The organism is Streptomyces sp. NPDC005784 (assembly GCF_042871525.1).
In the GTDB taxonomy this organism is placed as follows: Bacteria; Actinomycetota; Actinomycetes; order Streptomycetales; family Streptomycetaceae; genus Streptomyces.
Genome location: NZ_JBIAIQ010000025.1, coordinates 1 through 22,206 on the forward strand (window position 1 = coordinate 1; position 22,206 = coordinate 22,206).

The 22,206-nt window shown below is 73.1% G+C and carries 17 protein-coding genes; 9 read left to right on the plus strand and 8 right to left on the minus strand.

All coding sequences use genetic code 11. The features are described 5' to 3' along the window. Positions 1-169: 169 nt before the first annotated feature. Together helR and ACFYR3_RS30815 are read right to left on the minus strand one after the other, a co-directional pair. Positions 170-2,341 (minus strand): RNA polymerase recycling motor ATPase HelR, encoded by a 2,172-nt coding sequence (helR, locus tag ACFYR3_RS30810; protein WP_355839042.1) that lies wholly within the window; start codon positions 2,339-2,341, stop codon positions 170-172. A 385-nt stretch (positions 2,342-2,726) separates the two neighbouring features. Next, positions 2,727-3,083, minus strand: a complete 357-nt coding sequence (locus ACFYR3_RS30815) for a helix-turn-helix transcriptional regulator (protein ID WP_355839040.1) — start codon at positions 3,081-3,083, stop codon at positions 2,727-2,729. Between the two features lie 171 nt (positions 3,084-3,254). Between ACFYR3_RS30815 and ACFYR3_RS30820 the strand changes: the two genes are divergently transcribed. Then, positions 3,255-4,334: an NADH:flavin oxidoreductase/NADH oxidase gene (locus ACFYR3_RS30820; RefSeq protein ID WP_355839038.1), complete on the plus strand. Its 1,080-nt coding sequence runs from the start codon at positions 3,255-3,257 to the stop codon at positions 4,332-4,334. Positions 4,335-4,550: 216 nt separating this feature from the next. On the opposite strand, the gene ACFYR3_RS30825 is transcribed toward ACFYR3_RS30820, so the two are convergent. Both ACFYR3_RS30825 and ACFYR3_RS30830 read right to left on the minus strand, forming a co-directional pair. Then, positions 4,551-5,213 carry a sigma-70 family RNA polymerase sigma factor gene (locus ACFYR3_RS30825; RefSeq protein ID WP_355839036.1) on the minus strand — a complete coding sequence of 221 codons (663 nt, stop codon included), beginning with the start codon at positions 5,211-5,213 and terminating at the stop codon, positions 4,551-4,553. A 135-nt stretch (positions 5,214-5,348) separates the two neighbouring features. Beyond that, positions 5,349-6,134: a hypothetical protein gene (locus tag ACFYR3_RS30830; protein WP_389285254.1), complete on the minus strand. Its 786-nt coding sequence runs from the start codon at positions 6,132-6,134 to the stop codon at positions 5,349-5,351. A gap of 248 nt (positions 6,135-6,382) precedes the next feature. On the opposite strand from ACFYR3_RS30830, the gene ACFYR3_RS30835 reads away from it, so the two are divergent. From ACFYR3_RS30835 to ACFYR3_RS30845, 3 genes are all read left to right on the plus strand, one after another. Then, a complete protein-coding gene (locus tag ACFYR3_RS30835; RefSeq protein WP_355839032.1) occupies positions 6,383-6,706 on the plus strand; it encodes a hypothetical protein in 324 nt (107 codons plus the stop codon). Positions 6,707-7,086: 380 nt separating this feature from the next. Next, positions 7,087-8,964, plus strand: a complete 1,878-nt coding sequence (locus tag ACFYR3_RS30840; protein WP_389285255.1) for a phosphatidylglycerol lysyltransferase domain-containing protein — start codon at positions 7,087-7,089, stop codon at positions 8,962-8,964. A gap of 261 nt (positions 8,965-9,225) precedes the next feature. After that, positions 9,226-11,274, plus strand: a complete 2,049-nt coding sequence (locus ACFYR3_RS30845; protein WP_389285256.1) for a HEAT repeat domain-containing protein — start codon at positions 9,226-9,228, stop codon at positions 11,272-11,274. A 73-nt stretch (positions 11,275-11,347) separates the two neighbouring features. On the opposite strand, the gene ACFYR3_RS30850 is transcribed toward ACFYR3_RS30845, so the two are convergent. After that, entirely contained in the window at positions 11,348-11,926 is a 579-nt protein-coding gene (locus ACFYR3_RS30850) for a hypothetical protein (RefSeq protein ID WP_389285257.1), read from the minus strand. 283 nt (positions 11,927-12,209) lie between these two features. Between ACFYR3_RS30850 and ACFYR3_RS30855 the strand changes: the two genes are divergently transcribed. The 4 genes from ACFYR3_RS30855 (at position 12,210) to ACFYR3_RS30870 (ending at position 16,358) form a co-directional block, all read left to right on the plus strand. Beyond that, positions 12,210-13,295 (plus strand): WD40/YVTN/BNR-like repeat-containing protein, encoded by a 1,086-nt coding sequence (locus tag ACFYR3_RS30855; RefSeq protein WP_389285258.1) that lies wholly within the window; start codon positions 12,210-12,212, stop codon positions 13,293-13,295. 241 nt (positions 13,296-13,536) lie between these two features. After that, positions 13,537-14,214, plus strand: coding sequence for a uracil-DNA glycosylase (locus ACFYR3_RS30860; RefSeq protein WP_355839023.1), 678 nt, complete (start codon positions 13,537-13,539; stop codon positions 14,212-14,214). Continuing rightward, positions 14,211-15,332 carry a BadF/BadG/BcrA/BcrD ATPase family protein gene (locus ACFYR3_RS30865; RefSeq protein WP_355839021.1) on the plus strand — a complete coding sequence of 374 codons (1,122 nt, stop codon included), beginning with the start codon at positions 14,211-14,213 and terminating at the stop codon, positions 15,330-15,332. The genes ACFYR3_RS30860 and ACFYR3_RS30865 overlap by 4 nt, the downstream gene beginning before the upstream one ends. A gap of 105 nt (positions 15,333-15,437) precedes the next feature. Then, a complete protein-coding gene (locus ACFYR3_RS30870; RefSeq protein ID WP_355839020.1) occupies positions 15,438-16,358 on the plus strand; it encodes a hypothetical protein in 921 nt (306 codons plus the stop codon). 159 nt (positions 16,359-16,517) lie between these two features. Here ACFYR3_RS30870 and ACFYR3_RS30875 read toward each other — a convergent pair whose 3' ends face one another. The 3 genes from ACFYR3_RS30875 to ACFYR3_RS30885 form a co-directional block, all read right to left on the minus strand. Next, positions 16,518-17,564, minus strand: a complete 1,047-nt coding sequence (locus ACFYR3_RS30875; protein WP_355839308.1) for a lactonase family protein — start codon at positions 17,562-17,564, stop codon at positions 16,518-16,520. Positions 17,565-17,717: 153 nt separating this feature from the next. Continuing rightward, on the minus strand, positions 17,718-19,739 hold the full coding sequence (locus tag ACFYR3_RS30880; RefSeq protein ID WP_389285259.1) for a nitric oxide synthase oxygenase: 2,022 nt from the start codon (positions 19,737-19,739) through the stop codon (positions 17,718-17,720). 216 nt (positions 19,740-19,955) lie between these two features. After that, on the minus strand, positions 19,956-21,443 hold the full coding sequence (locus ACFYR3_RS30885) for an FUSC family protein (protein ID WP_389285260.1): 1,488 nt from the start codon (positions 21,441-21,443) through the stop codon (positions 19,956-19,958). 239 nt (positions 21,444-21,682) lie between these two features. On the opposite strand from ACFYR3_RS30885, the gene ACFYR3_RS30890 reads away from it, so the two are divergent. Beyond that, complete coding sequence (locus ACFYR3_RS30890; RefSeq protein ID WP_261703115.1) at positions 21,683-22,159, plus strand: Lrp/AsnC family transcriptional regulator; 477 nt, start codon at positions 21,683-21,685, stop codon at positions 22,157-22,159. The last annotated feature ends 47 nt before the right edge of the window (positions 22,160-22,206 follow it).

The window sequence follows — 22,206 nt, forward strand, 5'->3', positions numbered from 1 at the left end:
GGGGGGGCGCCGGGGGGGGGGATGCGCCCCCCCCCCCCCAGCGTACCCTACCAGCCCCCCCGGTTCTTGCGAGCGCGGCCCCCCCGGCGGGGGGGGGGGGCCCCCGGCCCCCCCCCCGCCGGACCGGCAACGGGCAACCGCCCTTACAGCCGCATTCGCTGATCATGCGTCAGGAACTCCTGAGGATGACGAGTTGCTGGGTCGCCCGGGTCATCGCGACATAGCGGTCGACCGCGCCTTCCACCCCCTCGCCGAACTCCTCCGGGTCGACGAGGACGACCAGGTCGAACTCGAGCCCCTTCGACAACTCCGGGGTCAGCGACCGGACCCGGGACGTCGCCCGGAACGTGGCATCGCCGATGATGCAGGCGATCCCCTCGGCATGTGTGAGGAGCCAGGTGTCGAGGACCGACTCCAGATCCGCGACGGAACCGTGGACGACGGGAACGCCGGTGCTGCGGACGGAGGTCGGCACGTTGGCGTCCGGGAGCGCGGCGCGGATGACCGACTCGGCCTCCGCCATGACCTCTTCCGGCGTCCGGTAGTTGATGGTCAGGGAGGCCACCTCGATCCGGTCGAGCCCGATCCGCCCGAGCCGTTCCTGCCAGGACTCCGCGAAACCGTGTCTGGCCTGGGCGCGGTCCCCGACGATGGTGAAGCTCCGGGACGGGCAGCGCAGCAGCAGCATCTGCCACTCCGCGTCGGTCAGTTCCTGGGCCTCGTCCACGACGATGTGCGCGAACGGACCGGCGAGCAGGTCCGGTTCGACGGTGGGCAGTTCGGACTCGTCGACCAGGCTGACCTTGGCGTCCTCGCCGCGCAGCATCGTCACCAGGCCCTCGCCGTCGTCACCGTCGGCGCCGGAGGCGGCGGCGGCCTCGATCAGGTTGCCGACGACCTGCGCCATGCTCTCGCGCTGGGCGGCGAGAACGGCCTCGTGCCGGCGCTTGCGCCGGGCCGTCTCCGGGTCGCCGAGCCGCTGCCGTGCGGCGTCCAGGAGCGGCAGGTCGGAGACCGTCCAGGCCTGGGGGTCGTTCTTGCGCTGCAACTTCCGCACGTCGTCGGGGCCGAGCCAGGGCGCGCACATCCGCAGGTAGGCGGGCACCGACCACAGGTCTCCGACGAGGTCGGCCGCTTCGAGCAGCGGCCACGCGCGGTCAAGGGTCCCGGTCAGTTCCTCGTCGTGCAGCATCGCGCGCCGGAACAGATCGGGCGGGACATCGTCGTCGTGCCTGTCCAGCAGGATCGTGAGCAGTTCCTCCCAGATCAGGTCGCGCGCCTCGTTGTGCGGGGTACCGGGGCCCGCCGCCTCGAACGCCTCGGCCCAGTCGTCGGCGCTCAGCGTGACCTCGGCCCAGGGGGTCGTCACGGTCATCGCCCGGGTGGGCGGCTCCTCGTAGAACCTGACGGCTTTCTCGATCGCCTTCACCATGTCCGCGGACGACTTGAGACGGGCCGCCTCCGGGTCGGGCTCGATCGCCGCTCCGGGTCCTTCGACGACGAGGTCCCGCAGGGTGCAGGTCTGTACGCCCTCCTCTCCGAGGCTGGGCAGGACATCGGCGACGTAGGCCAGATAGGGCTGGTGGGGACCGACGAAGAGCACGCCGCCCCGTCGGTGGCCGAGGCGGGGGTCGGAGTAGAGGAGGTAGGCGGAGCGGTGCAGGGCGACGACCGTCTTGCCCGTACCCGGACCGCCGTCCACGACGAGAGCGCCGCGGGATCCGGCCCGGATGATGGCGTCCTGGTCGGACTGGATGGTGGCGAGCACGTCCCTCATCCGGGCCGACCGGTTGCTTCCCAGGCTGGCGATGAAGGCGGACTGGTCGTCGAGGGCGGCGTGCCGCTCCAGCCCGTCGGTGGTGAACACCTCGTCCCAGTAGTCGCTGATGCGGCCACGGGTCCAGCGATACCTGCGGCGGCTAGCCAGGCCCATCGGGTTGGCGTGGGTCGCGGCGAAGAACGGCTCGGCCGCAGGAGAGCGCCAGTCGGTGAGCAGCCTGCGGCCTTCGCTGTCGGTGAGACCGAGGCGCCCGATGTACAAAGGCTCCGAGTCGTCCGCGCCGACGACGTGTCCGAGGCACAGGTCAAGGCCGAAGCGGCGCAGGGCGCGCAGCCGACCGGTCAGCCGGTGGATCTCGATGTCCCGTTCCATCGCCTCGCGGCCGATGCCGCCGGGCGCCCTGCGCTCGGCGTCGAGACGGTCGGACAGTTCGTCGATCGCCTGCTCGAGGCTCTCCGCGATGGCCCCGAAGTGCCGTTCGTCGGCGGCGATGAGCGCCGGGTCGGCTTTGGGGGAAAGGTGGCCGGGAAGACGGAACGCACTGGTGGTCAAGGGGTTCATGTCACCGGCTCCGATCCGGGGTCGCGCCCGCGAAGGCCGGTTGCGCGCCCACCCGCGCCTCGCCGCCGGGCACCCGCGAACTCGGCGCGATCCCCACCTCGGGTACGCCGTCGCCGCACGCCCCATTGATCGACACAAGCACACGCACTTCGTGAATCTCCCATTTCCGCAGGTTCTGGCCTCGGCCAGTGATTCTGCGGCACGACCGGGGCCTTGCCGCAAGCCCCCCAGTGCGCTATATGTTGAGAGTGGCAAGGGGTGGGTGTTCCCCTTTGCCTACTCCCCTTCGCCTCTGCCGCCCGCCATCGCCGGGCAGGACCCTCGACTGTCCTGATCTGTCACGGTCGACCGTCGCGGCTATGTCACGGTCGACCGGCGCGGCCCGTCACGGCGCCAGGCGGCCGGCCTGTCGGGTGGCGGCCTCCAGGACACGGTCGAGGAGGCCGGGGAACAGTGCGTCGAGGTCGTCGGTGCGCAGTCCGTTCAGCTTCGCCGTGCCGCGGTAGACCTGGCGGATGACCCCGCTCTCACGGAGCACCCGGAAGTGGTGCGTGGTCGTGGACTTGGTGACCGGCAGAACGAAGTCCGAGCAGGAGAGTTCCCGGCCGTCGGCGGCGAGTTCCCGCACGATCTGGAGCCGCATCGGATCGGACAGGGCGTGCAGCACCGACTCCAGCCGGATCTCCTCGCGCGGGGGGTGCGGCAGATCACGGCCGCCGCCGGCGGCGGTGGCGGTCGTCATGGCGGCTCCACTTCGTCCGGGGACCTTGGTCTTCGTCCGGCTGCCTTCGGCATCGTCCGGGGCTTCGCCCGACGCCGTCATTGTACGAGACCTGTCGTAGTTTGACACCCGCCGTACTACGATGCTTATCGTACGAGGCGTACACCGGTCCCGCGACGAATGGAGTCGGCCGTGAGCGCGCTCTTCGAGCCCTACGTCCTGCGCGAAGTCACCATCCCCAACCGGGTGTGGATGCCCCCGATGTGCCAGTACTCGGCCGCACCCGAGGGTCCCTCCGCGGGCGCCCCGCACGACTGGCACTTCGCCCACTACGCGGCCCGCGCCACCGGCGGAACGGGACTGGTCATCGTCGAGGCGACCGCCGTCTCACCCGAGGGCCGGATCTCCCCGTACGACCTGGGCATCTGGAACGACACCCAGGTCGAGGCGTTCCGCCGCATCACGCGCTTCCTCAAGGCGCAGGGCACGGTGCCGGCCGTCCAGCTCGGGCACGGTGGGCGCAAGTCCTCGACCGACCGCCCCTGGAAGGGCGGCGCACCTGTCGGCCCGGACGCGTACGGCTGGCAGGCGCTCGCCCCGAGCGCGCTCCCGTTCGCCGAGGGACACCCGGTTCCCGACGAGCTGACGGTCGCCGGCATCCAGGAGATCGTGGGCCAGTTCGCGGACGCGGCGCGCCGCGCCCTGGCCGCCGGTTTCGAGATCGTCGAGATCCACGGCGCCCACGGCTACCTCATCAACGAGTTCCTCTCCCCGCACTCCAACCACCGCACCGACGCGTACGGCGGCTCGTACGAGAACCGCACCCGGTTCGCCCTCGAAGTCGTCGACGCCGTACGGGAGATCTGGCCGGCCGACAAGCCGCTCTTCTTCCGCGTCTCGGCCACCGACTGGCTGGAGGACGCGGGCTGGAGCACGGACGACACCGTCCGCTTCGCCACCGAACTGCACGAGCACGGCGTGGACCTGCTCGATGTCTCCACGGGCGGGAACGCCTCGGGCGTACGCATTCCCGTCGGACCTGGCTATCAAGTCCCGTTCGCCGCACGGGTGAAGAGGGAGACCTCGCTGGCCGTCGCCGCCGTCGGTCTCATCACCGAGGCCGAGCAGGCCGAGAAGATCATCGCCAACGGGGAGGCCGACGCGGTGCTGCTGGGCCGCGAGTTGCTGCGCAACCCGTCCTTCGCCCGGCTCGCGGCGCGCGAACTCGGGGCCGAGGTGCACATTCCGGAGCAGTACCACCGGTCCGTGTAGGCATCGGACCGCCGGGCGCCGAAGCGGGGCCCGGCACCGGGTCGTCGAAGCGGATCCTCGTCACCCGCGCCGGGGTTCGGAGCACATTCCCTTCGAACTCCCTTCGCCCCGCTTCACATTCTTTCGAGCGTCCTTCGAACTTCCTTCGAGCTCCGGCCTGTCGGGATGCCGTGCGGGCCGGGGCCGACCGGAAGCGGTGGACCCCGGCCCGCACGGTCAGGCGGCGGTCGGCGCGGCCCGCACCGCCGTCACCTCGGCCTCCGCTTCGGCGAGCAGCGCGATCAGGGTCGCCCGGGCCCGCGCCACTCGGGAGCGGACCGTTCCGACGGGGCAGTCGCTGACCAGGGCGGCCTCCGCGTAGGGCAGGCCCATCATCTGGGTCAGGACGAACGCCTCGCGCCGGTCGCCGGGGAGCGCGGCCAGCAGGTCGAGCAGCGCGATGCCGTCGTCGAAGCCGGGCAGACCGCGCGGCTGTGCGCGTTCCACCACGGTCTGCCAGTCCGCGGCGTCGTTCGACCGCGGCCGGGCAGCGGCGTGCCGCAGGCTGTCGATCACCGCACGGCGGGCGATGGACAGCAGCCAGGCCCGCGCCGAGGAACGCCCCTCGAACCGGTGCAGACTGCCGAGCGCCCGCAGGAACGTCTCTTGGGCGAGGTCGTCGGCAGCCTGCGGATCGGCCGACAGGTGGGCGACGTAGCGCACGACATCGCGGTGCAGCGCCCGGACGAACCGCTCGACGGCGGCCGGGTCACCGGCGCGGGCGGCCAGTGCCCAGGCGGTCGTCGACTCGTCGACCGAGACCGCTCGGTCGCCGTTGCTGTCGCTGTTGTTCCGCTCCTCGCATCCGTGGCGTGAAACAGGCAGGGCAGGAGTGATCACCAGGTGTCCTTCTCGGGTCATCCGTGATCCGGACCGGCGCGAGGCCGCACGGGGTCCGGTGCTGGGGGGGTACGGCCGTACAGGAGGTACGGCCGATGCCCGAAGGGCGGAAGGCCCTTCGGGAAGCCGGCTGTCTCAGGCGACAGCGGTCCCCACGGGCGGACCCCGGGAAGTGATCGGGTGAACGAGAAGGAGGCGGCGCGGGGCGCGGTCCGAGGAGCCTCGGCGCACCAGGACCCTCGGCCGGTGCGGCGGCGTCGGCAGGGCGAGCAACAACCGCAGCGGGGCGGCCAGCCGGCCGGCCAGCGCCCGCAGCGTGCGGAACACGGCCCGCTCGCCGTACGCGAGCCAGAGTCCGCACAGCAGCGCGGCGAGCACATGGGCGGCGAGCATGCCGAACGAGGAAGGGGAACCCGCCTCGCGTCCCCCTGTGAACAGATGTGCCAGGGCGCTGGAACCGATGCGCCCCATACCCATGGCGTCCATCGAGTCCATGTTCGCGGAGCCCATGTCCATGGAGCCCATGTTCAGGGAAGCCATGTGGGCAGAACCCATGTGCAGGGAGCCCAGGGCGTACCCGTGCCTCACGCTGCCCATCAGTATGCCGCCCATGCCGGGCTGCCCCGGTCCGGAGCCCGGGCCCATGTCGGCATCCGCGGTGGGCGTGAGCGTCTGCGCGATCGAGAACGCCGTATGGAGCACGCCCTGGCCGAGCAGCACGACGGACACGACGAGCGGCAGTCCACGTTCGCGGCCGGCCAGGCACCAGCCCGCTCCGGCCGTGCCCGCCCCCGCGCCGGCCAACGCCCACCAGGCCACCGGAGAGCTGGACATCATCACGTGGCCGAGGGCGGCGAGCACCACACAGACGGCCGCGAACATCGCGGCTCGCAGCGTGCGAGTGCACCACCCGGCAGTCATCAGGGCCCTCATCCTCGCATCCGGGGTCCCGGCGTCATGGATGGGTACGGAATTGGACCGGATGTCCGGTCGGTGACACACCCGTGATCCGGATCACGGCGAGCCCGGACTTCCCGGCCCCGCATGGCGGGCATCGCCCGGGGTACCCGGCGGAACACGGATCGAGCACGGGTTGAGCACGGCCAGGACAGGGGGACCCTACGTGCCGTAGGGTCCCGGCGGTGAACGTCTCATGTCAGGGGGAGCCTGTGAAGGAACGTGACGCCGGGCGCACGGCACGCGGACCGGCGTCCGTGCTGGCACTGCTCGTGCCGAGCCTCGGGATCGCCGCACTGGGCGTTTACCACCTGTGCGGGTTCGACCTGCACGCCCTGCACGGGCGCCCGCACTTCGGCGACGCGGTGACCATGGCCGGGGTGATCACGGCCCTGGTATCGGCGGGCGCCGCACTGGGCGACCTCCTGTGGATGGCGACCACACGCGACCGCCCGCTCGGTGACAGCGGGGAGCCTGGCCCGGGCAGACATTTCGGGAACTCGGGTCGCGACCGGGGAGCCTCGGGCCGCCGTTGAGGGATGCGGGGCGGGCGCCGTTGAGAAATCCGGCTCACCCCTGACAGAATCCGGCTCGGCCGTCGCGAGGGCCGAGCCGCGGCCGGTCGGCGCGGTTCCGCGTCCACGGCCGGGCTCCGTACCCCCGGCAGCGCGAAGCCGACAGCTCGCCGGCAGGCGATGCGGACCGGCGAGCAGGCGGACCAGCAGGTGCGGGTGGCGCGGAGCGGCGGACCGGCAGGCAGGTGTGACGCGGACCGGCGGGCCGTATTCTCAACACCTCCTTACCTCTTCACGCGGACTCTGCCTGGCCATAACCTGACTCTTCCCTACAAGATGTAGTGTTCCGGCCTCTGTCCCCACCGGTTTTTCCCGGCCTCTCCCCAAGGTGATGCTCCACGGTGTCCGTACAACAGTCAGCGCTCATCCCGGAACAGCGGAACGCGAGCTCGCGCCGGGGGGCTCGGGCCGGACGAGCAGGCGTCGGAATCCGGCCACGAGCCGCCGCGCTCACCGTCTGGTACCTGCGGCTGCTCGCGATCCTCAACATCGTCGCGGTGATCTCGCTGCCGTTCCGCGAAGAGGTGCACGAGCACAACGGGGGCGAGTTCTTCACCCCGTATCTGGCCACCGCCGGGCTGATCTCGGCGGCGCTGGCCCTGTTTCTCGCGCTGGTGATGCGGCGCCGCAAACGAGCCGCCTGGATCTTCAATCTGCTGATGGCCGGGCCGCTCCTCGCGCTCTACTCAGTGGCGCTGACCCAGGACCGCTACCAACGGCACGTCTTCAACTGGGTCTCGGCCCTGCTCACCGCTGCCTTCGTCGTCGCCCTCCTGCTGGGGCGCAAGGAGTTCCATGCCGTCGGGGACCGCTCGAATCCCCGGCTGGCGCTCGCCGTCGGCGCGGGCGGCCTCCTCGTCAGCGCCACCCTCGGCACCCTGCTCGTCAGTGCCACCAACCGCGTGTCGGGAACGCCGCTGAGCGACCGGATCGCGTACACCCTGCTGCGTGGAATCAGCGTCGGTCCGCTCGCCGACCGCTTCGACAGCGTCGTCGCGCCCCGCTGGGTCGACATCCTGGTCAACGTCCTGATGGCCGCCACCTTCCTGCTGGTGCTCTACGCGTGCTTCCGCTCCCCGCGCGGCCTCGAACTCCTCGGCGAGGAGGACGAGACGCGGCTGCGAGCCCTGCTGGCACGGCACGGGGAACGCGACTCGCTCGGCTACTTCGCACTGCGCCGCGACAAGGCGGTCATCTGGTCCCCGAGCGGCAAGGCGGCGATCGCGTACGGCGTCGGTGGCGGCGTGACCCTCGCCTCCGGCGACCCGATCGGCGACCCGGAGGCCTGGCCCGGCGCGATCGAGGCCTGGCTGCGGGAGGCAAGGCGCCACGCGTGGACGCCCGCGGTGATGGGCGCGAGCGAGGAGGCCGGGACCGTCTACGCCCGGCACGGCCTCGACGCCCTGGAGCTCGGCGACGAAGCCATCGTGGACCGGTCCGACTTCACCCTGGAGGGGCGCGCCATGCGGGGCGTCCGGCAGGCCCACAAGCGCGTCCGGCGCGCCGGCTACACCGTCCGCGTACGACGGCACGAGGACATCCCCGACGCCGAGATGGCCGCCCTGACCGACAAGGCGGACGAGTGGCGCGACGGTGAGACCGAACGTGGCTTCTCCATGGCGCTCGGCCGGCTGGGAGACCCGGCCGACGGCCGGTGCGTGATGCTGGAGTGCCATGACAGCGAAGGGGAACCCCGGGCCGTACTGAGCTTCGTGCCGTGGGGTGAGCGGGGGCTTTCGCTGGACCTGATGCGCCGCGACCGGAACTCCGAGAACGGGCTCATGGAGTTCATGGTGATCGAGCTGCTGCTGCGTGCCGAGGAGATCGGCGTCGAGCGGGTGTCCCTGAACTTCGCGATGTTCCGGTCGGTCTTCGAACGCGGCACCCGGCTGGGCGCCGGGCCCGTGCTGCGTCTGTGGTGCTCGGTGCTGACGTTCCTCTCGCGCTGGTGGCAGCTCGAATCCCTCTATCGGGCCAACGCCAAGTACCGGCCGGTCTGGGAGCCTCGCTACCTCCTCTTCGAGAAGAGCGCCGACCTTCCCCGTATCGGCATCGCCGCGGCCCGCGCGGAGGGCTTCCTCGCCCCGCCGGCCCTGCCCCGGTTCGCCTCCAGGCGCCCCGCGCCCCCGGCTCCGCGACCCCCCGTGACGCCCCTCGCGGCGCCCGTGGCGCCCGCGGCACAGCCTGCTCACCCCGCGTCGTCCGAGCCGCGCCCTTAGGGACGGCGACGTACACAGCGGTCACAGCCGCGTGGGCACGCACGCCGGGCACCCAGGAGGGTGTCCGGCGGCGCTGTCTCACTGCTCTTCCCTCCCCCGTCCGGTCCGCCCCGACGGCTTCGCTCCGGCCAACCGTCGTAAAGCGGCCGTTCGCTCCGCAGTTGGCTGGGTCGACGCCATCGACGGGACGGTTCCCGGGCGTCACTGTCAGTGCCGTGGTGCACACTCACGATCAATGGCCGTACGCCTGGGGAGGACACCGTGTTCAGGGGGATCGACGAGGTCGAATGGGCCTCGATGGAGCATGCCTACGGAAGCGCCGCCGACGTGCCGGAGCTGCTGCGGGGACTCGCCTCGCCACTCCCCCAGGAGCGGGAGACCGCGCTCGACGGGATGTACGGGGCCGTGCACCACCAGGGCGATGTGTACGACTCGACGCTGGCGTCCATCCCCTTCCTCTTCACGCTCGCCGGACACGTGGGACTCGCTGACCGGGGCGAGATCGTGGAGTTGCTCGCCAGCATCGGAGGATCGGGCGACGAGGACGCCTTCGAGGACGGAGCGGACGACGTCGTACCCGGCCGGGACGCGGAGGACCGCGAGGACGACAACCACGCGATGGCGCGCACGGCGATCCGCGCGGGTGCCGCGGTCTTCCTGGACCTCGTCACGGACGGGGACCCGCAGGTGCGCCGCGCCGCGCCGTCGGCGCTCGTACGCTTCCACGACGAACCGCCGCGCGTACTGGCCCTGTTGACGGAGCGGCTGCGGGACGAGCAGGAGGACGGCGTCCGGCTGGCACTGGTCGAGAGCCTCGGGCTCTTCGCCCGGCTGTACGCCGATTCCGCGGCCCCGGCGGTGGACTGTCTGGAGTCGCTGTGCGCCGCCCGGAACGACCCGGGGCTGCGGCTCGCCGCGCTCGGACAGCTCGCCTGGTGCGCCCCCGACCGACTGCCCGACGATCTCGTGCCCACCGTCGTCGCACTGCTCCACATCAGGTCACAGCGCTTCCGGCCGTCCGGTGAGCCCGTCCGGACGTCCTCCGACACCCTCATCGGCAGTCTGCGCCGCATGCGACCGGCGGACGAGGAGGGCGCCCAGCTGCTCCGGACGCTGCACCAGGCGCTGGGCTCTCGCACCGCGGACCGGATCGCCCTGCTCAAGGGGCAGTTGAGCAGCCAGGACACCGCCGACCGGTGCAACGCCGTGTGGATGTCGGCGGGGCTGTTCCGCGAGTGGCGTGCCGCGTACGAGGAGCCGGTCGCGCTGATCGGTGAGCAACTCGGTTCGGACGAGGAGCGGTTGCGCTGGGCCGCGGTGTCCGTCCTGGAGTTCCTCTTCACTCTGGCGGCTCCGGCGGCCGACCGGCTCGCCACCCTCGTGGAGTCGGGCCCGGACTCCTGGGGACGTGGTTCGGCAACGCTGGGCCGCCCCCTGAAGGCCCTCGCCAGGTGCGGGGACGCGCGGGCGGTACCGGCCCTCGCGGAAGTGCTGCGCCACCCAGTGGTGCCGAACGAAACCGGGTACACGATCGGACATCTGGGCCCGGCCGCGGCGCCCCTCGCCCCGCTGCTGCGGGAGCGACTGGCCGAGGTCCCCCTCGACGATCCGGAGACCTACGGCCGGGCCGCGCCGCTGCTGTCCGGGCTCGGCACCCTGCGGTACGCCACCGCCGTGCCGGAGGTGCTGCGGCTGCTGCACGGCACACCGCGCGAACTGCGGCTCCGGGACGCCCTGGTGAAGGCGCTGACGAGGGCGCTCGGCGCGTTCGGGGCACCGGCGCACGAGGCGATACCGGCGCTGCGGGAGCTGCTGACCGGCGGGAACGCCGTGGCGGCGGCCGACGCGCTCTGGTCCGTCGAGGGGGACGCGGGGGCGGTCCTTCCGCCGCTGCTCCGGGCGCTGGCCCCGCAGCGGGACACCGGCGGTCCCCGGACGGCGGCCGAGGCCCTCGGCCGCATGGGGGCTGCGGCAGCACCCGCGCTCCCCGGACTGCGCCGCCTGACCGACTCCGCCGAGGTGTGGGAGCGGACCGCCGCCGCCTGTGCCCTGTGGGACATCGCCGGAGATCCGGTACCCGTCCTGCCGGTGTTCCGCGCCGCCTGGACGCAGAACCCGTACACCCGGCGGACCATCACCGCATGCCTCGTCCGGATGGGCGGCGCCGGCGCACCCGTCCACGACCTGGTCCGTACGGAACTGACCTCGCCTCGGCGGCACCGGGCGCGCTCCGGCGGCCACGGCAGCCACGACGTCCTCGATGACGAACTGCTCCTGCGGGACTGCCGTACGGCTCTGGAGGCGGCGTAGTGAAACCGGGGCCGCGCGACCGCCCCGCAGGCCGTTCCCTCGGCGACCCGGGCGAGCGCCCTGAACGACCCGCTCAGCTCGTCATCCGGCCCCACAGCGGTCCGATCCGCTCCCACTCCTCGTCCCACCGCCGCATGCGCCGCCGTTCCAGACGGCCGCGGAGACGGCGCCCGGCGATGAAGGGGACGCCCGCCACGCCCACGCCGGCGAAGGTGCCGATCAGGTAGGCGCGCAGCCGGGCCACGGCGACGGTGGTGGGGCGGGTGACGAGGCGCCCGTCGGGGTCGGTCCACACCCGGACCGGGGTGTCCGCCGAGGTGCCCGCGTAGACCCGTACCTGACCGGAGCGAGGGGTGCCGTCCGGCGCGGTCCAGCGGACCTTCGTCCACACGACGCGACCGGCGGGGTCCGTCCCGCTCGCCTCCGGCGCGTCCTCGGTCAGTTGAGCGGGGACGGCGTGCCACTCCGCGCGCTGCTGGGCGAGACCGTGCTCCACGGCGCGGATGCTCGCCAGGCCCGTGACCGCGCCGGCGAGCACCGTGAGCGCCCAGGCCGCGAGCATGATCCAGGCCTCCAGGACATCGCTCCGCCTCCGTAGCGGGTTGCGCCGCCACCGCCACAGCCAGACCCTCGGACCACGGAATGCCGCCATCAAGGGCATCCTCCTCACCACCGCACGGACACGCCACATCTCCCTCCCTTACGCGCCTGCTCCGCGCGATGCTCACGCCCCGTGCCCGTCGGCTCGTGCGTCGCGGGAGCCGGGGGCCGTGCGGCGCGCCCCGCGACCGGCGTCCGACCGGCGCCGCGAACCCCCGCCGTCCGCCGACGCGACCCGCCCGAGCTGCGGAAACGCGAGACCGGGAGGTGACTGTCGGTGCCGGGGTGCAGACTGGCCCGTATCGCAGACAACGACGTCGCGGAGGTGGCCGGCCATGGCCGACGTACTGCTCACGGTGGGCACTCGCAAAGGTCTCTTCATCGGGCGACGGCGCGGCGGCGCCTGGGAGTTCGACGAGAATCCGTATTTCAACGCGCAGGCCGTGTACTCGGTCGCGATCGACTCCCGGGGCGACCGACCGCGGCTGCTGGTCGGCGGGGACAGCGCGCACTGGGGTCCGTCCGTGTTCCACTCCGACGATCTGGGACTGACGTGGACCGAACCGGCGCGGCCCGCCGTCAAGTTCCCCAAGGAGACGGGCGCCTCGCTGGAGCGCGTGTGGCAGCTGCACCCGGCGGCCGCCGAACCGGACGTGGTGTACGCGGGGACGGAGCCTGCCGCGTTGTACCGCTCGGAGGACCGGGGCGAGTCCTTCGAACTCGTCCGCCCCCTGTGGGAGCACCCCACCCGCTCGAAGTGGGTCCCGGGCGGAGGCGGTGAGGGGCTGCACACGATCCTCACCGACGAGCGCGACCCGCGGGCCGTGACGGTCGCCGTCTCCACGGCCGGTGTCTTCCGCACCGCCGACGGGGGCGCGAGCTGGGAGCCCGCCAACTCCGGTGTCTCGGCGGTGTTCCTGCCGGATCCGAACCCGGAGTTCGGGCAGTGCGTGCACAAGGTCGCGCGCGACGCGGCGGACCCGGACCGGCTCTATCTCCAGAACCACTGGGGGGTGTACCGCAGCGACGACGCGGGTGGGCGGTGGACCGACATCGGCGCGGGCCTGCCGTCCACGTTCGGGTTCGCGGCGGCGACGCATCCGCACCGCGGCGACACGGCGTACGTCTTCCCGATCAACGCGGACTCGGACCGGGTCCCTGCCGACCGGCGGTGCCGCGTCTTCCGTACGGAGGACGCCGGCGTGAACTGGGAGCCGCTGACGGCGGGACTGCCCTCCGAGGACCACTACGGCACGGTGCTGCGCGACGCGCTGTGCACGGACGGCGCGGACCCGGCGGGCGTGTACTTCGGCAATCGCAACGGCGAGGTGTACGCGTCGGCGGACGACGGCGACAGCTGGCGGCAGCTCACCTCGCATCTGCCGGACGTCCTGTGCGTCCGCGCGGCGGTCGTGGCCTGAGCACGGTCGCGGCCTGAAAGCGGTCGCGGCCTGGGGGAGTCGCGGCCTGAAAGCGGTCGCGGTCCGAGAGAGTCGTGGCCTGAGAGCGGTCGCGGCCTGAGCTCCCGGAGGCTCCAACAGCCCACGGCGGCAGGCGTCTTGTGCCCGGAGAACGTCCGATTCGACGACGAATCGGTCATCCTCGGTCGCGTGACAGCCACCGGTTTGATCTCCGCCATGTGTACGGCAGTAGGGTGACGCCGTGGCACCACGACCGTTGCATGAGATCGTCGAACCGGGCTGGGCGAAAGCCCTCGACCCCGTGGCCGGACGGATCGCCGAGATGGGCGACTTCCTGCGCGCGGAGATCGCCGCGGGACGCACCTACCTACCGGCCGGGGCGAATGTCCTGCGAGCCTTCCAGCAGCCGTTCGACGAGGTGCGCGTCCTCATCGTCGGGCAGGACCCCTACCCGACACCGGGACACGCGGTGGGGCTGTCGTTCTCGGTGGCCCCTGAGGTACGTCCGCTGCCGCCCAGCCTGATCAACATCTTCCGCGAGCTGAACACCGACCTCGGGGCGCCCCAGCCGTCCACCGGTGACCTCACCCCCTGGACGAAGCAGGGTGTTCTGTTGCTCAACAGGGCGCTCACCACGGCTCCCCGCAGCCCCGCCGCACACCGCGGCAAGGGCTGGGAGGAAGTCACCGAACAGGCGATACGGGCGCTGGCCGCCCGCGGCCGGCCGCTGGTGTCGATCCTGTGGGGCCGCGACGCCCGCAATCTGCGCCCCCTGCTCGGCGATCTGCCCTCGGTGGAGTCCTCGCACCCCTCGCCCATGTCGGCCGACCGCGGCTTCTTCGGTTCCCGCCCCTTCAGCCGCGCCAACGACCTGCTGGCCAGGCAGGGCGCGGAGCCGGTGGACTGGCGCCTGCCGTGACGTCCGACGGTGTACGCGGCGGGCGGCCGGGCGGTCCGGGTCCGTCCGTGGTGCTGGCCGTGGACTCCGGCGGTTCGGGACTGCGCGTGGCTCTCGCCGCGCACGGGGTGACGAGCGATGCCGGCTCCCCCGTACGCCAGGGGGCGGCGCCGCCCCCTCCCCCGGCCCCGCTCGGTGACCCCCTGACCTCCAAGGAGCCGGTCCGTACCGGCCCGCGCGGGATCTCGGCCGGGCATCTGCTGGATCAACTGCTCCCGATGGCACAGCGGTTGATGGCCGAGGCCGGCGTCGAGCGGCTCGGGGCGGTCGCCGTCGGCGCGGCCGGCCTGGCCACGCTCGGTGACGAACTGAGGGACGAACTGCCGGCGGCACTGGAGCGTGAACTGGGGGTACGGCGGCTCGCCCTGGCGGCCGACGCGGTGACCGCGTACACGGGCGCGCTCGGCCCTCGGGCGGGTGCCGTGATCGCGGCCGGCACCGGCATGATCGCGATCGGTACCGACCTCACGTCGTGGCGCAGGGCCGACGGGTGGGGTCATCTGCTCGGCGACTGCGGCGGCGGCGCGTGGATCGGCCGCGCGGGCCTGGAGGCGGCCCTGCGGGCGTTCGACGGCCGCCCGGGCGGCTCGGCCGCACTGCTGGCGCGGGCTGAGGAGATGTTCGGGCCGATGCCGGGGCTGCCGGGACGGTTGTACCCGCGCACCGACCGGCCCGCCGTACTCGCCTCCTTCGCCCCGGAGGTGGCCTCCCGCGCCGGGAGCGATCCCGTGGCGGCGGACATCCTGCGGGCCGCCGCACGGCACATGGCCGAGTCGGCCGCGGCGGTGTGCCCGGTCGACGGCGAGCCCCATCTCGCGCTCACCGGGGGCCTGTTCAAGATGGGCGCCCCGCTCCTCGACCCCCTGCGCGAGGAGTTGGCCGAGCGGCTGCCGCACGCCCGGCAGGTACCGGCCGCGGGCGACCCGCTCGACGGCGCGCTCCGGATCGCCGCCGACCTGGCGAACGGCCTGCTCAGGCTGCCCCTGGACGAGCGGATGTTGTACGTGGCGGCCGAAAAGCCGTATCCGGAAATCGATGGCCGGAATTCATCGCAGGACAGACAAGTCCGTGATAACTGACCACTTCTGATCCGTACGTAACTCATCAGACAAAAGCGGACGGATACCGCTCACCTGCACCCTCCCCGAACAGGGGAACCCAAGAAACCAGTAACATGCGGCGCCATGAGCTCCCCCACTGGGCCCGCGTCCGGCCTGCCAGTACGAATGCCGCGACCCCGCCAAGCCGGGCGGCACCGCCGTCCGGAACCCCTGGCGGCTCCCGAGGGCGCGCCCGCGCTCGTCCTCGCGGTGCCGGGCACCCCCAGCGCGGCCACGCGCAGCCTCGCCGAGGAGGTCGTGAGCATCGCGCGCTCCGAGCTCCCCGGCCTCGATGCCCGCATCGGTTACCTGGACGGGGACGACGAGTTCCCCACGCTGCAGTCCGTGCTGACCCACGCCGCCGAGGAGCGCACCGCGCGCTTCGAGCAGGCCCGCGCCGCCGGTTCCGACGTCACCGCGCCCGACGGCCCGGTCGGCATCGTCGTACCGCTCCTCGCCGGTCCGGACAACGCCCTGCTGCGCCGGATCCGCCAGGCGGTCATGGACAGCCGCGTCGCGGCCGAACTGACCGATGTCCTCGGTCCGCATCCGCTGCTCGCCGAGGCGCTGCACGTCCGCCTGTCCGAGGCCGGTCTGGCCCGCGCCGACCGTGCCCGGCTGTTCACCGTGGCGACCGCCGCGGACGGCATCGTCCTCGCCACCGTCGGCGGCGAGGACGCCGTGCAGGCGGCCGGGATCACCGGCATGCTGCTCGCCGCGCGGCTCGCCGTGCCGGTCATGGCGGCGGCGCTCGACGAGGAAGGGTCGATCGCGGCCATCGCCGAGCAGCTGCGCGGCTCGGGTTCGCAGCAGCTCGCGCTCGCCCCGTACCTGATCGGTCCGGAGCTCGACGCGGGTCTGCTCGACGCGGCCGCCAAGGAGGCCGGCTGCAGCGCCGCCGAGGCCCTCGGCCCGTACCCGGCGATCGGCAAGCTCGCGCTGGCCCAGTACACGTCGGCGCTGGGCATCGCGCCGCCGCAGAGCCAGGGAGCCCCGGCCTTCTAGCCGGCCGGTACACCCGCACAACCCGTACCACCCGCACATCGAAAGGGCCCGCTCCTGGGACAGGAGGGGCCCTTTCCCATGGGCGCGAGACGTACACCGCGTGAAGTCTCCGGGTCAGCCGGGACAGCCTGGGCAGACGGATCGGCCAGGTCGGCCAGCTCAGCCGAAGACCACGCAGGACGCCGCCGGTGCCTCGACCGAGCCGGCGCGGCGCGGCACGCCCGTGTCCGGGTCGACGGTGAACCAGGTCACGTCGCCGGAGCGCTCGTTGGCCGCGTACAGGAAGCGGCCCGAGGGGTCGAGGGCCAGCGCGCGGGGCCAGACGCCGCCACAGGGCACCGTGGCGACCAGCCTGAGCCCCTCGCCCACCGCGTCGGGCGTGAGCACGGAGACGACGTCCTGGCCGCGGGTGGCGGTCCACACGAAGCGGCCGTCGGGCGAGACGACGATGCCCGAGGGGTACGCGTCGCCGTCCGGGACACCGGAGAGCACCGATGTCTCGCCGACGGGCCGCAGCGAGCCCTCGGCGGCGTCCCAGCGGCAGACGGTGACGGTCGGGGCGAGTTCGTTGAGGACGTACGCGTGCCCGCCCCGCGGGTGGAAGGCGAGATGGCGGGGCCCGGAGCCGGGGCGCAGGGCGATCTCGCGGTGCAGGGTGAGCGTTCCGCCGTCGAGGGCGCACACCCGGAGGGAGTCCGTGCCGAGGTCGACGCTGACCGCCCAGCGGCCGGTGGGGTCGGGCTGCACCTGGTGGGCGTGCGGGCCCTGCTGCCGCTTCGTGTGCGGACCGGAACCGGTGTGCTGGAGCACGCTGGAGGCGGCGACGGCGAGTCCGCCGCCCGGCCGGACGGGCACGGCGGTGACGCTGCCCGAGCCGTAGTTGGCGGTCAGGACGTGTCCGTCGAGGACACTGAGGTGGGTCGGGCCGCTGCCACCGGTACTGATCGGCGGACCGGTCAGTTCCGGCTTGTCGGCGTGCACGCGGTAGGCGGCCACCGCGCCATCGGCCGTCTCGCTGACCGCGTACAGGACATCGTGTACTGGCGACAGGGCGAGGTACGAGGGGTCGGGCACGCCGTCGACCGCGCTCAGAACGGTCAGCGCGCCGCTGTCCGGATCGACGGACGCCGTGAGGACACCGAGGCCTCCCGCCGCCGTGAACGAGCCGATGAACGCCCGCTGTTGCCGCCTGCCGCCGTGTGCCACTGCTGTCCCCTCTCGATCCCGCGTCATCGGGGGCGACGGTAGCAGTCGGGGCACTGCGGTCTAGACCAGAGCGGGCGGGCCGGTCGGCCGGCTGGAACAGCCCGGCTGGAACAGCGGGTGGAACAGCGGGTGGAGGGGCAGGTGGAGCGCGGGCTAGAGCGGGGTCACGCCCCGCGCCCGTTCCAGGGCCTCCGGGTGGTGGACGTAGGCCGGAGTCCGTTCGACGGTGTCGAACGTGCGGTGGAAGACGGGCGTCGCGCTGCCGGAGATCGGGGGCACGATCCACGACCAGTCGGCGCCCACCGGGCGGCCCTTGCTCTCCTCGCGTCCCAGATGGGTGAGGAACCGCCGGGACTCGGTGTGATGGTCGGTGACGGTGACGCCCGCGCGGTCGAAGGAGTGCAGGACCGAGCGGTTGAGTTCGACGAGGGCGCGGTCCTTCCACAGGGAACGGTCGGTGCGGGTGTCGAGGCCGAGGCGCCCGGCTATGAACGGCAGAAGGTCGTAGCGGTCGGTGTCGGCGAGGTTGCGGGCACCGATCTCCGTACCCATGTACCAGCCGTTGAAGGGCGCGGCCGGGTAGCAGACGCCGCCGATCTCCAGGCACATGTTGGAGATGGCGGGCACCGCGTGCCAGCGCAGTCCGAGCGCGTGCCACCAGGTGTAGTCGGGGTGGCCGAGCTCCACCTCGAGCACCGCGTCCTCGGGCAGCGCGAACCAGCGCGGCTCGGCGCCGGTGTCCTGGATCACCAGCGGGAGGACGTCGAAGGGCGTGCCGGGGCCGCCGGGCCAGCCGAGCCGACGGGCGGCCACGGTGAGGCCGGCGTTGCGCGGGTCGCCGGTCACGCCGCCGTCGGGGCGTGGGTAGCCCGCGTACCGGATGAGCTGTTCGTTCCAGATCCTGGGGCCGGGGCGCTCGGGTGTGTCGGGCGCGAAGACCGTGATGAGCGACCGGATCCGGCCGTCGCGCGTGGCCTCCCGGAGGTGGTCCGCGGACGCCTCGGCGACCTCCCCGGCGTCCCGTACGTCGCGGCGGTCGCGCACGCTCAGCGAGTTCCAGTACAGCCGGCCGATGCAGCGGTTGGCGTTGCGCCAGGCGACCCGCGCGCCGAAGACGAGTTCCCGGGTGGTGTGCCGGTACGTCCCCGTGTCCGCGATCTCCGCGCGGACGGCGTTGATCCGGCGGCCCGGATCACCCAGTCGCTCCTCGGTGCGGTGGAGCGTGATGAACTCGGCGGCGGCGCGGAGGAGGTCGTGGGGCGATTGCGGGGCGCGTCGGTCCGGGGCCGGGCCCGGTTCGCTCCGGTCGGGATCGGCCCCGCGCCCGGCGCCGGTCCGGGTGTCCGGTCCGGTCCGGGTGTCCGGTCCGGTCCGGGTGTCCGGTCCGGTCCGGGTGTCCGGTCCGGTCCGCGTGTCCGGTCCGGTCCGCGTGTCCGGTCCGGTCGGGCTGGGATCCCGGGCCGGCCGGGTCAGCGCCTCGGCTGCGGCCTCCCCGGCCATCAGCCGCCCGCGAAGCCCTGGGATCGGGGTGGCGCCCCGGTCGGGCCAGAGCGTTGCCAGTGCGGCCACCTGCGCGGATAAGGCGCGGGACGCCGCGGCGACCTCCACGGCGTGGGCGTCGGCCCGAACGGCGGACAGGAACACGTCGTCCGCCCGGCGGGTGTTCCGGGCCTCGTGCGCGTGCGGTCCGCGCGACCGGACGGGGTCCCCGTGCCGGTCGGCCGGGGCATCGGGCGCGGACAGGGCAGGGTGCCTCGCGGGTTCCCCACGACGGTCGGCAGGCACGGTGGGCGCGTACAGATCAGGCGGCCGCACGGGGTCGCCGCGACGCTCGGCCGAGGCATCGGACGCGGACAGGGCAGGAGGCCGCCCGAGGTCCCCCCGACCGTCGGCGGGGACGCCGGGCCCGTACGGGGCAGGGGGCCGCGTGGAGTCCGTACGGTGGTCGCCAGGCGCTTCGTGGGCGCGCTTCGGGCCGAGGGCGGCGGAGGTTGCTCCGAGGCCGTCCAGCGGGCGTCCGCGCCCTCGTGCCGGATCTTCGCCGTCGTGATCGTCGTCGTACCGGATCCGGTCCAGCCAGCCCGCCGGGCCCTCGCCTCCGGGGCCCGGGTGCCCCGCGTCCGATCTGTCGGCCGTGGGCTCTTCGTGTGTGGTGCCGCGCGGGAAGTCGCGCATGGTGCCGCCCCCAAGAGTTCCGCCCGCGGGCCGCTCCCGCCCGGTCCGCGGCGCCCGCGTGTCCGAAGGCCGCGGAGTCACCCGGCGGGTGCGGCGATCCGCCCTGTGGATGACCGGTAAATCTGCCTCATTCCGGGCGTCTGTGTCCACAGAGGGAGGACGGCCTCCTGGGACGACGGGTGACGGCCGGACACCGGGGGAAGAGCCCCGCAGACGTCAGGCGCCGAGGAGCAGCGAGCCGCGCAGCGGCGTCGCCAGTTCGACGAGCGCCCGTTCCAGGCCGTGCAGGTGGACGAGCGCCTGCTCGGCACCGGGGTGGTGGCCGGGGGCGCCGTGGTGGGCCGCCGGAGCGCCTCCCGGTACGGCGCCGACCAGGGACTCCATCGCCGTCTCGACCCGCCGGCAGGCCGCCGTGAGACGGGCGTCGTGCGAGGCGTCCGGGTCGGCGGCGACGGCTGCGAGGCCCCGCACCTCGCGCGCGCAGTCGTCGAGCAGGGCGAGGATCGCGCGGGCCCGCTCCTTGCGCTGCCACATCGGGTTGAGCGGATGCACCAGGGGCGCGAGAGCCATCCGTACGCGCCCCAGAAGTGCTTCGAGCTCCCCCGCGCGCGGCGCGGGGTCGGCCTGGGCGTCGCCCGCGAGCCGCCGGGCCGCCGCCGAGGTGCAGCCGTGCACGGCGTGCAGGGCGCGCTCGATCCACCGGTCGGTGACCGTGTGCGTGGTGATGGGCAGGACGAGCGCGACCGCGAGCGCGGCGCCGAGCGCGCCGACACCCGTCTCGGCGAGCCGGAGCCCCAGCAGACCCGGGTGCAGGACACCGAGCAGCCCGTAGAGCAGGCCCGCCATGACGGTGACGAAGAACATCATCCAGCTGTACGAGGGCGCGGCCGTGTAGAAGATCCCGAAGACGCTCACCGCGACGAGGACGGCGGTGGGCGCCGGCGCGCCGTGCAGCGGTACGGCGATCAGGAGCCCGGCCACGATCCCGGTGAGCGTGCCGAGCACGCGCCGGAAGCCGCGGACCAGCGTCTCGCCGCGCGAGGCCGTGTTGACGAAGATCCACCACGCGGTGCCGACGGCCCAGTACCAGCGGTCGTGCGAGAGCAGCTGGCCCGCGGTGAGCGCGAAGGCGCAGGCCGCGGTCGCCTGGAAGGCCTGGCGGGTGGTGGGGCGCGCCAGGCCACGTCCTACCAGCGGCAGCGGCGCGGCGGGCAGGGGGCTGCGCCGCTCGACGCACCAGGCGCCGAACCGCACGGCCGAGGACGCCGCGAGCGACAGGGCGACGGCGGCGTACAACTGCGGGAGCTGGCCCGGCACGGCGTGCAGGAACTGGGTGGTGAAGAACATCATGAACGCGAAGATGCCGAGGGCGTGCCCGCGCGGGCCGTAGCGGCGGGCGTACACCCCGATGAAGACCACGGCGAGCCAGGTCGCGTCCCGCAGCGTCGGCACCTCGTGCAGGGCGGTCGCGACCGTGAGGACCGGGAGACCGGCCACCGGGAGCAGGGCGGTGGTGCCGGCCTGGCCGCGCACCGTCGGGTCGCCGACCGTGAACAGCGCGAGGAGCGCCGCGAGCCCGCCGGTGATCGACGCGGGGAGCGAGAGCCCGGCCAGTTGGCACAGGGTGACCGCGAGGCCGATGCCGAGTACCGCCCGGAGCGAGACCCGCAGCCGGAACAGTCCCGGATCCGGAGCCATGAACATCTTCTTCACCGTCGGCGGCCCGCCCCACTTCGCACTTCAGCACAGGTTCGGCATGCGCAGCGCACATGCGAAAGGCGCCGCGGGTCCGGTACGGCGTCCTTGCCGTCCGGCGCTGCGCAGCGCCATCAATAGGGACAAGGTAAGCGGCAGTCGGGAACTGGCTCAACCGGCACGGTTTCACCTGGGCCATTGGTACAGTTGAAAGTGATCATTGTCGGCCACAGGGAGGCCAACGGACCATGGCCGTGGACGAGCTCGACACCCGCATCCTGCGACTGCTTCTGGAGCAGCCGCGTACCAGTGTCCGCGAATACGCCCGCGTCCTCGGTGTCGCCCGCGGCACGCTTCAGGCCCGCCTGGACCGGCTGGAGCGGGACGGGGTGATCACCGGGACGGCCCCGTCGCTGTCCCCCGCGGCTCTCGGCCACCCCGTGCTCGCCTTCGTGCACATCGAGGTCACTCAGGGCCATCTCGACGACGTCGGGGACGCGCTCGCCGCCGTACCGGAGATCATCGAGGCGTTCTCGATCACCGGCGGCGGCGATCTGATCACCCGGGTCGCGGCGCGTGACAACGCCCACCTGGAGGATGTGATCCAGGCGCTGATCAGCCTGCCCGGCGTGGTCCGCACCCGGACCGAGGTGGCACTGCGCGAGCGCGTCCCGCACCGGTTGCTGCCGCTGGTGGAGTCGATCGGGCGGGCGGCGCGGAGCTGAGCAGCCGCTTCCGGAACGGGCGGCACGCGCGGGCAGCCGAGCGGTGG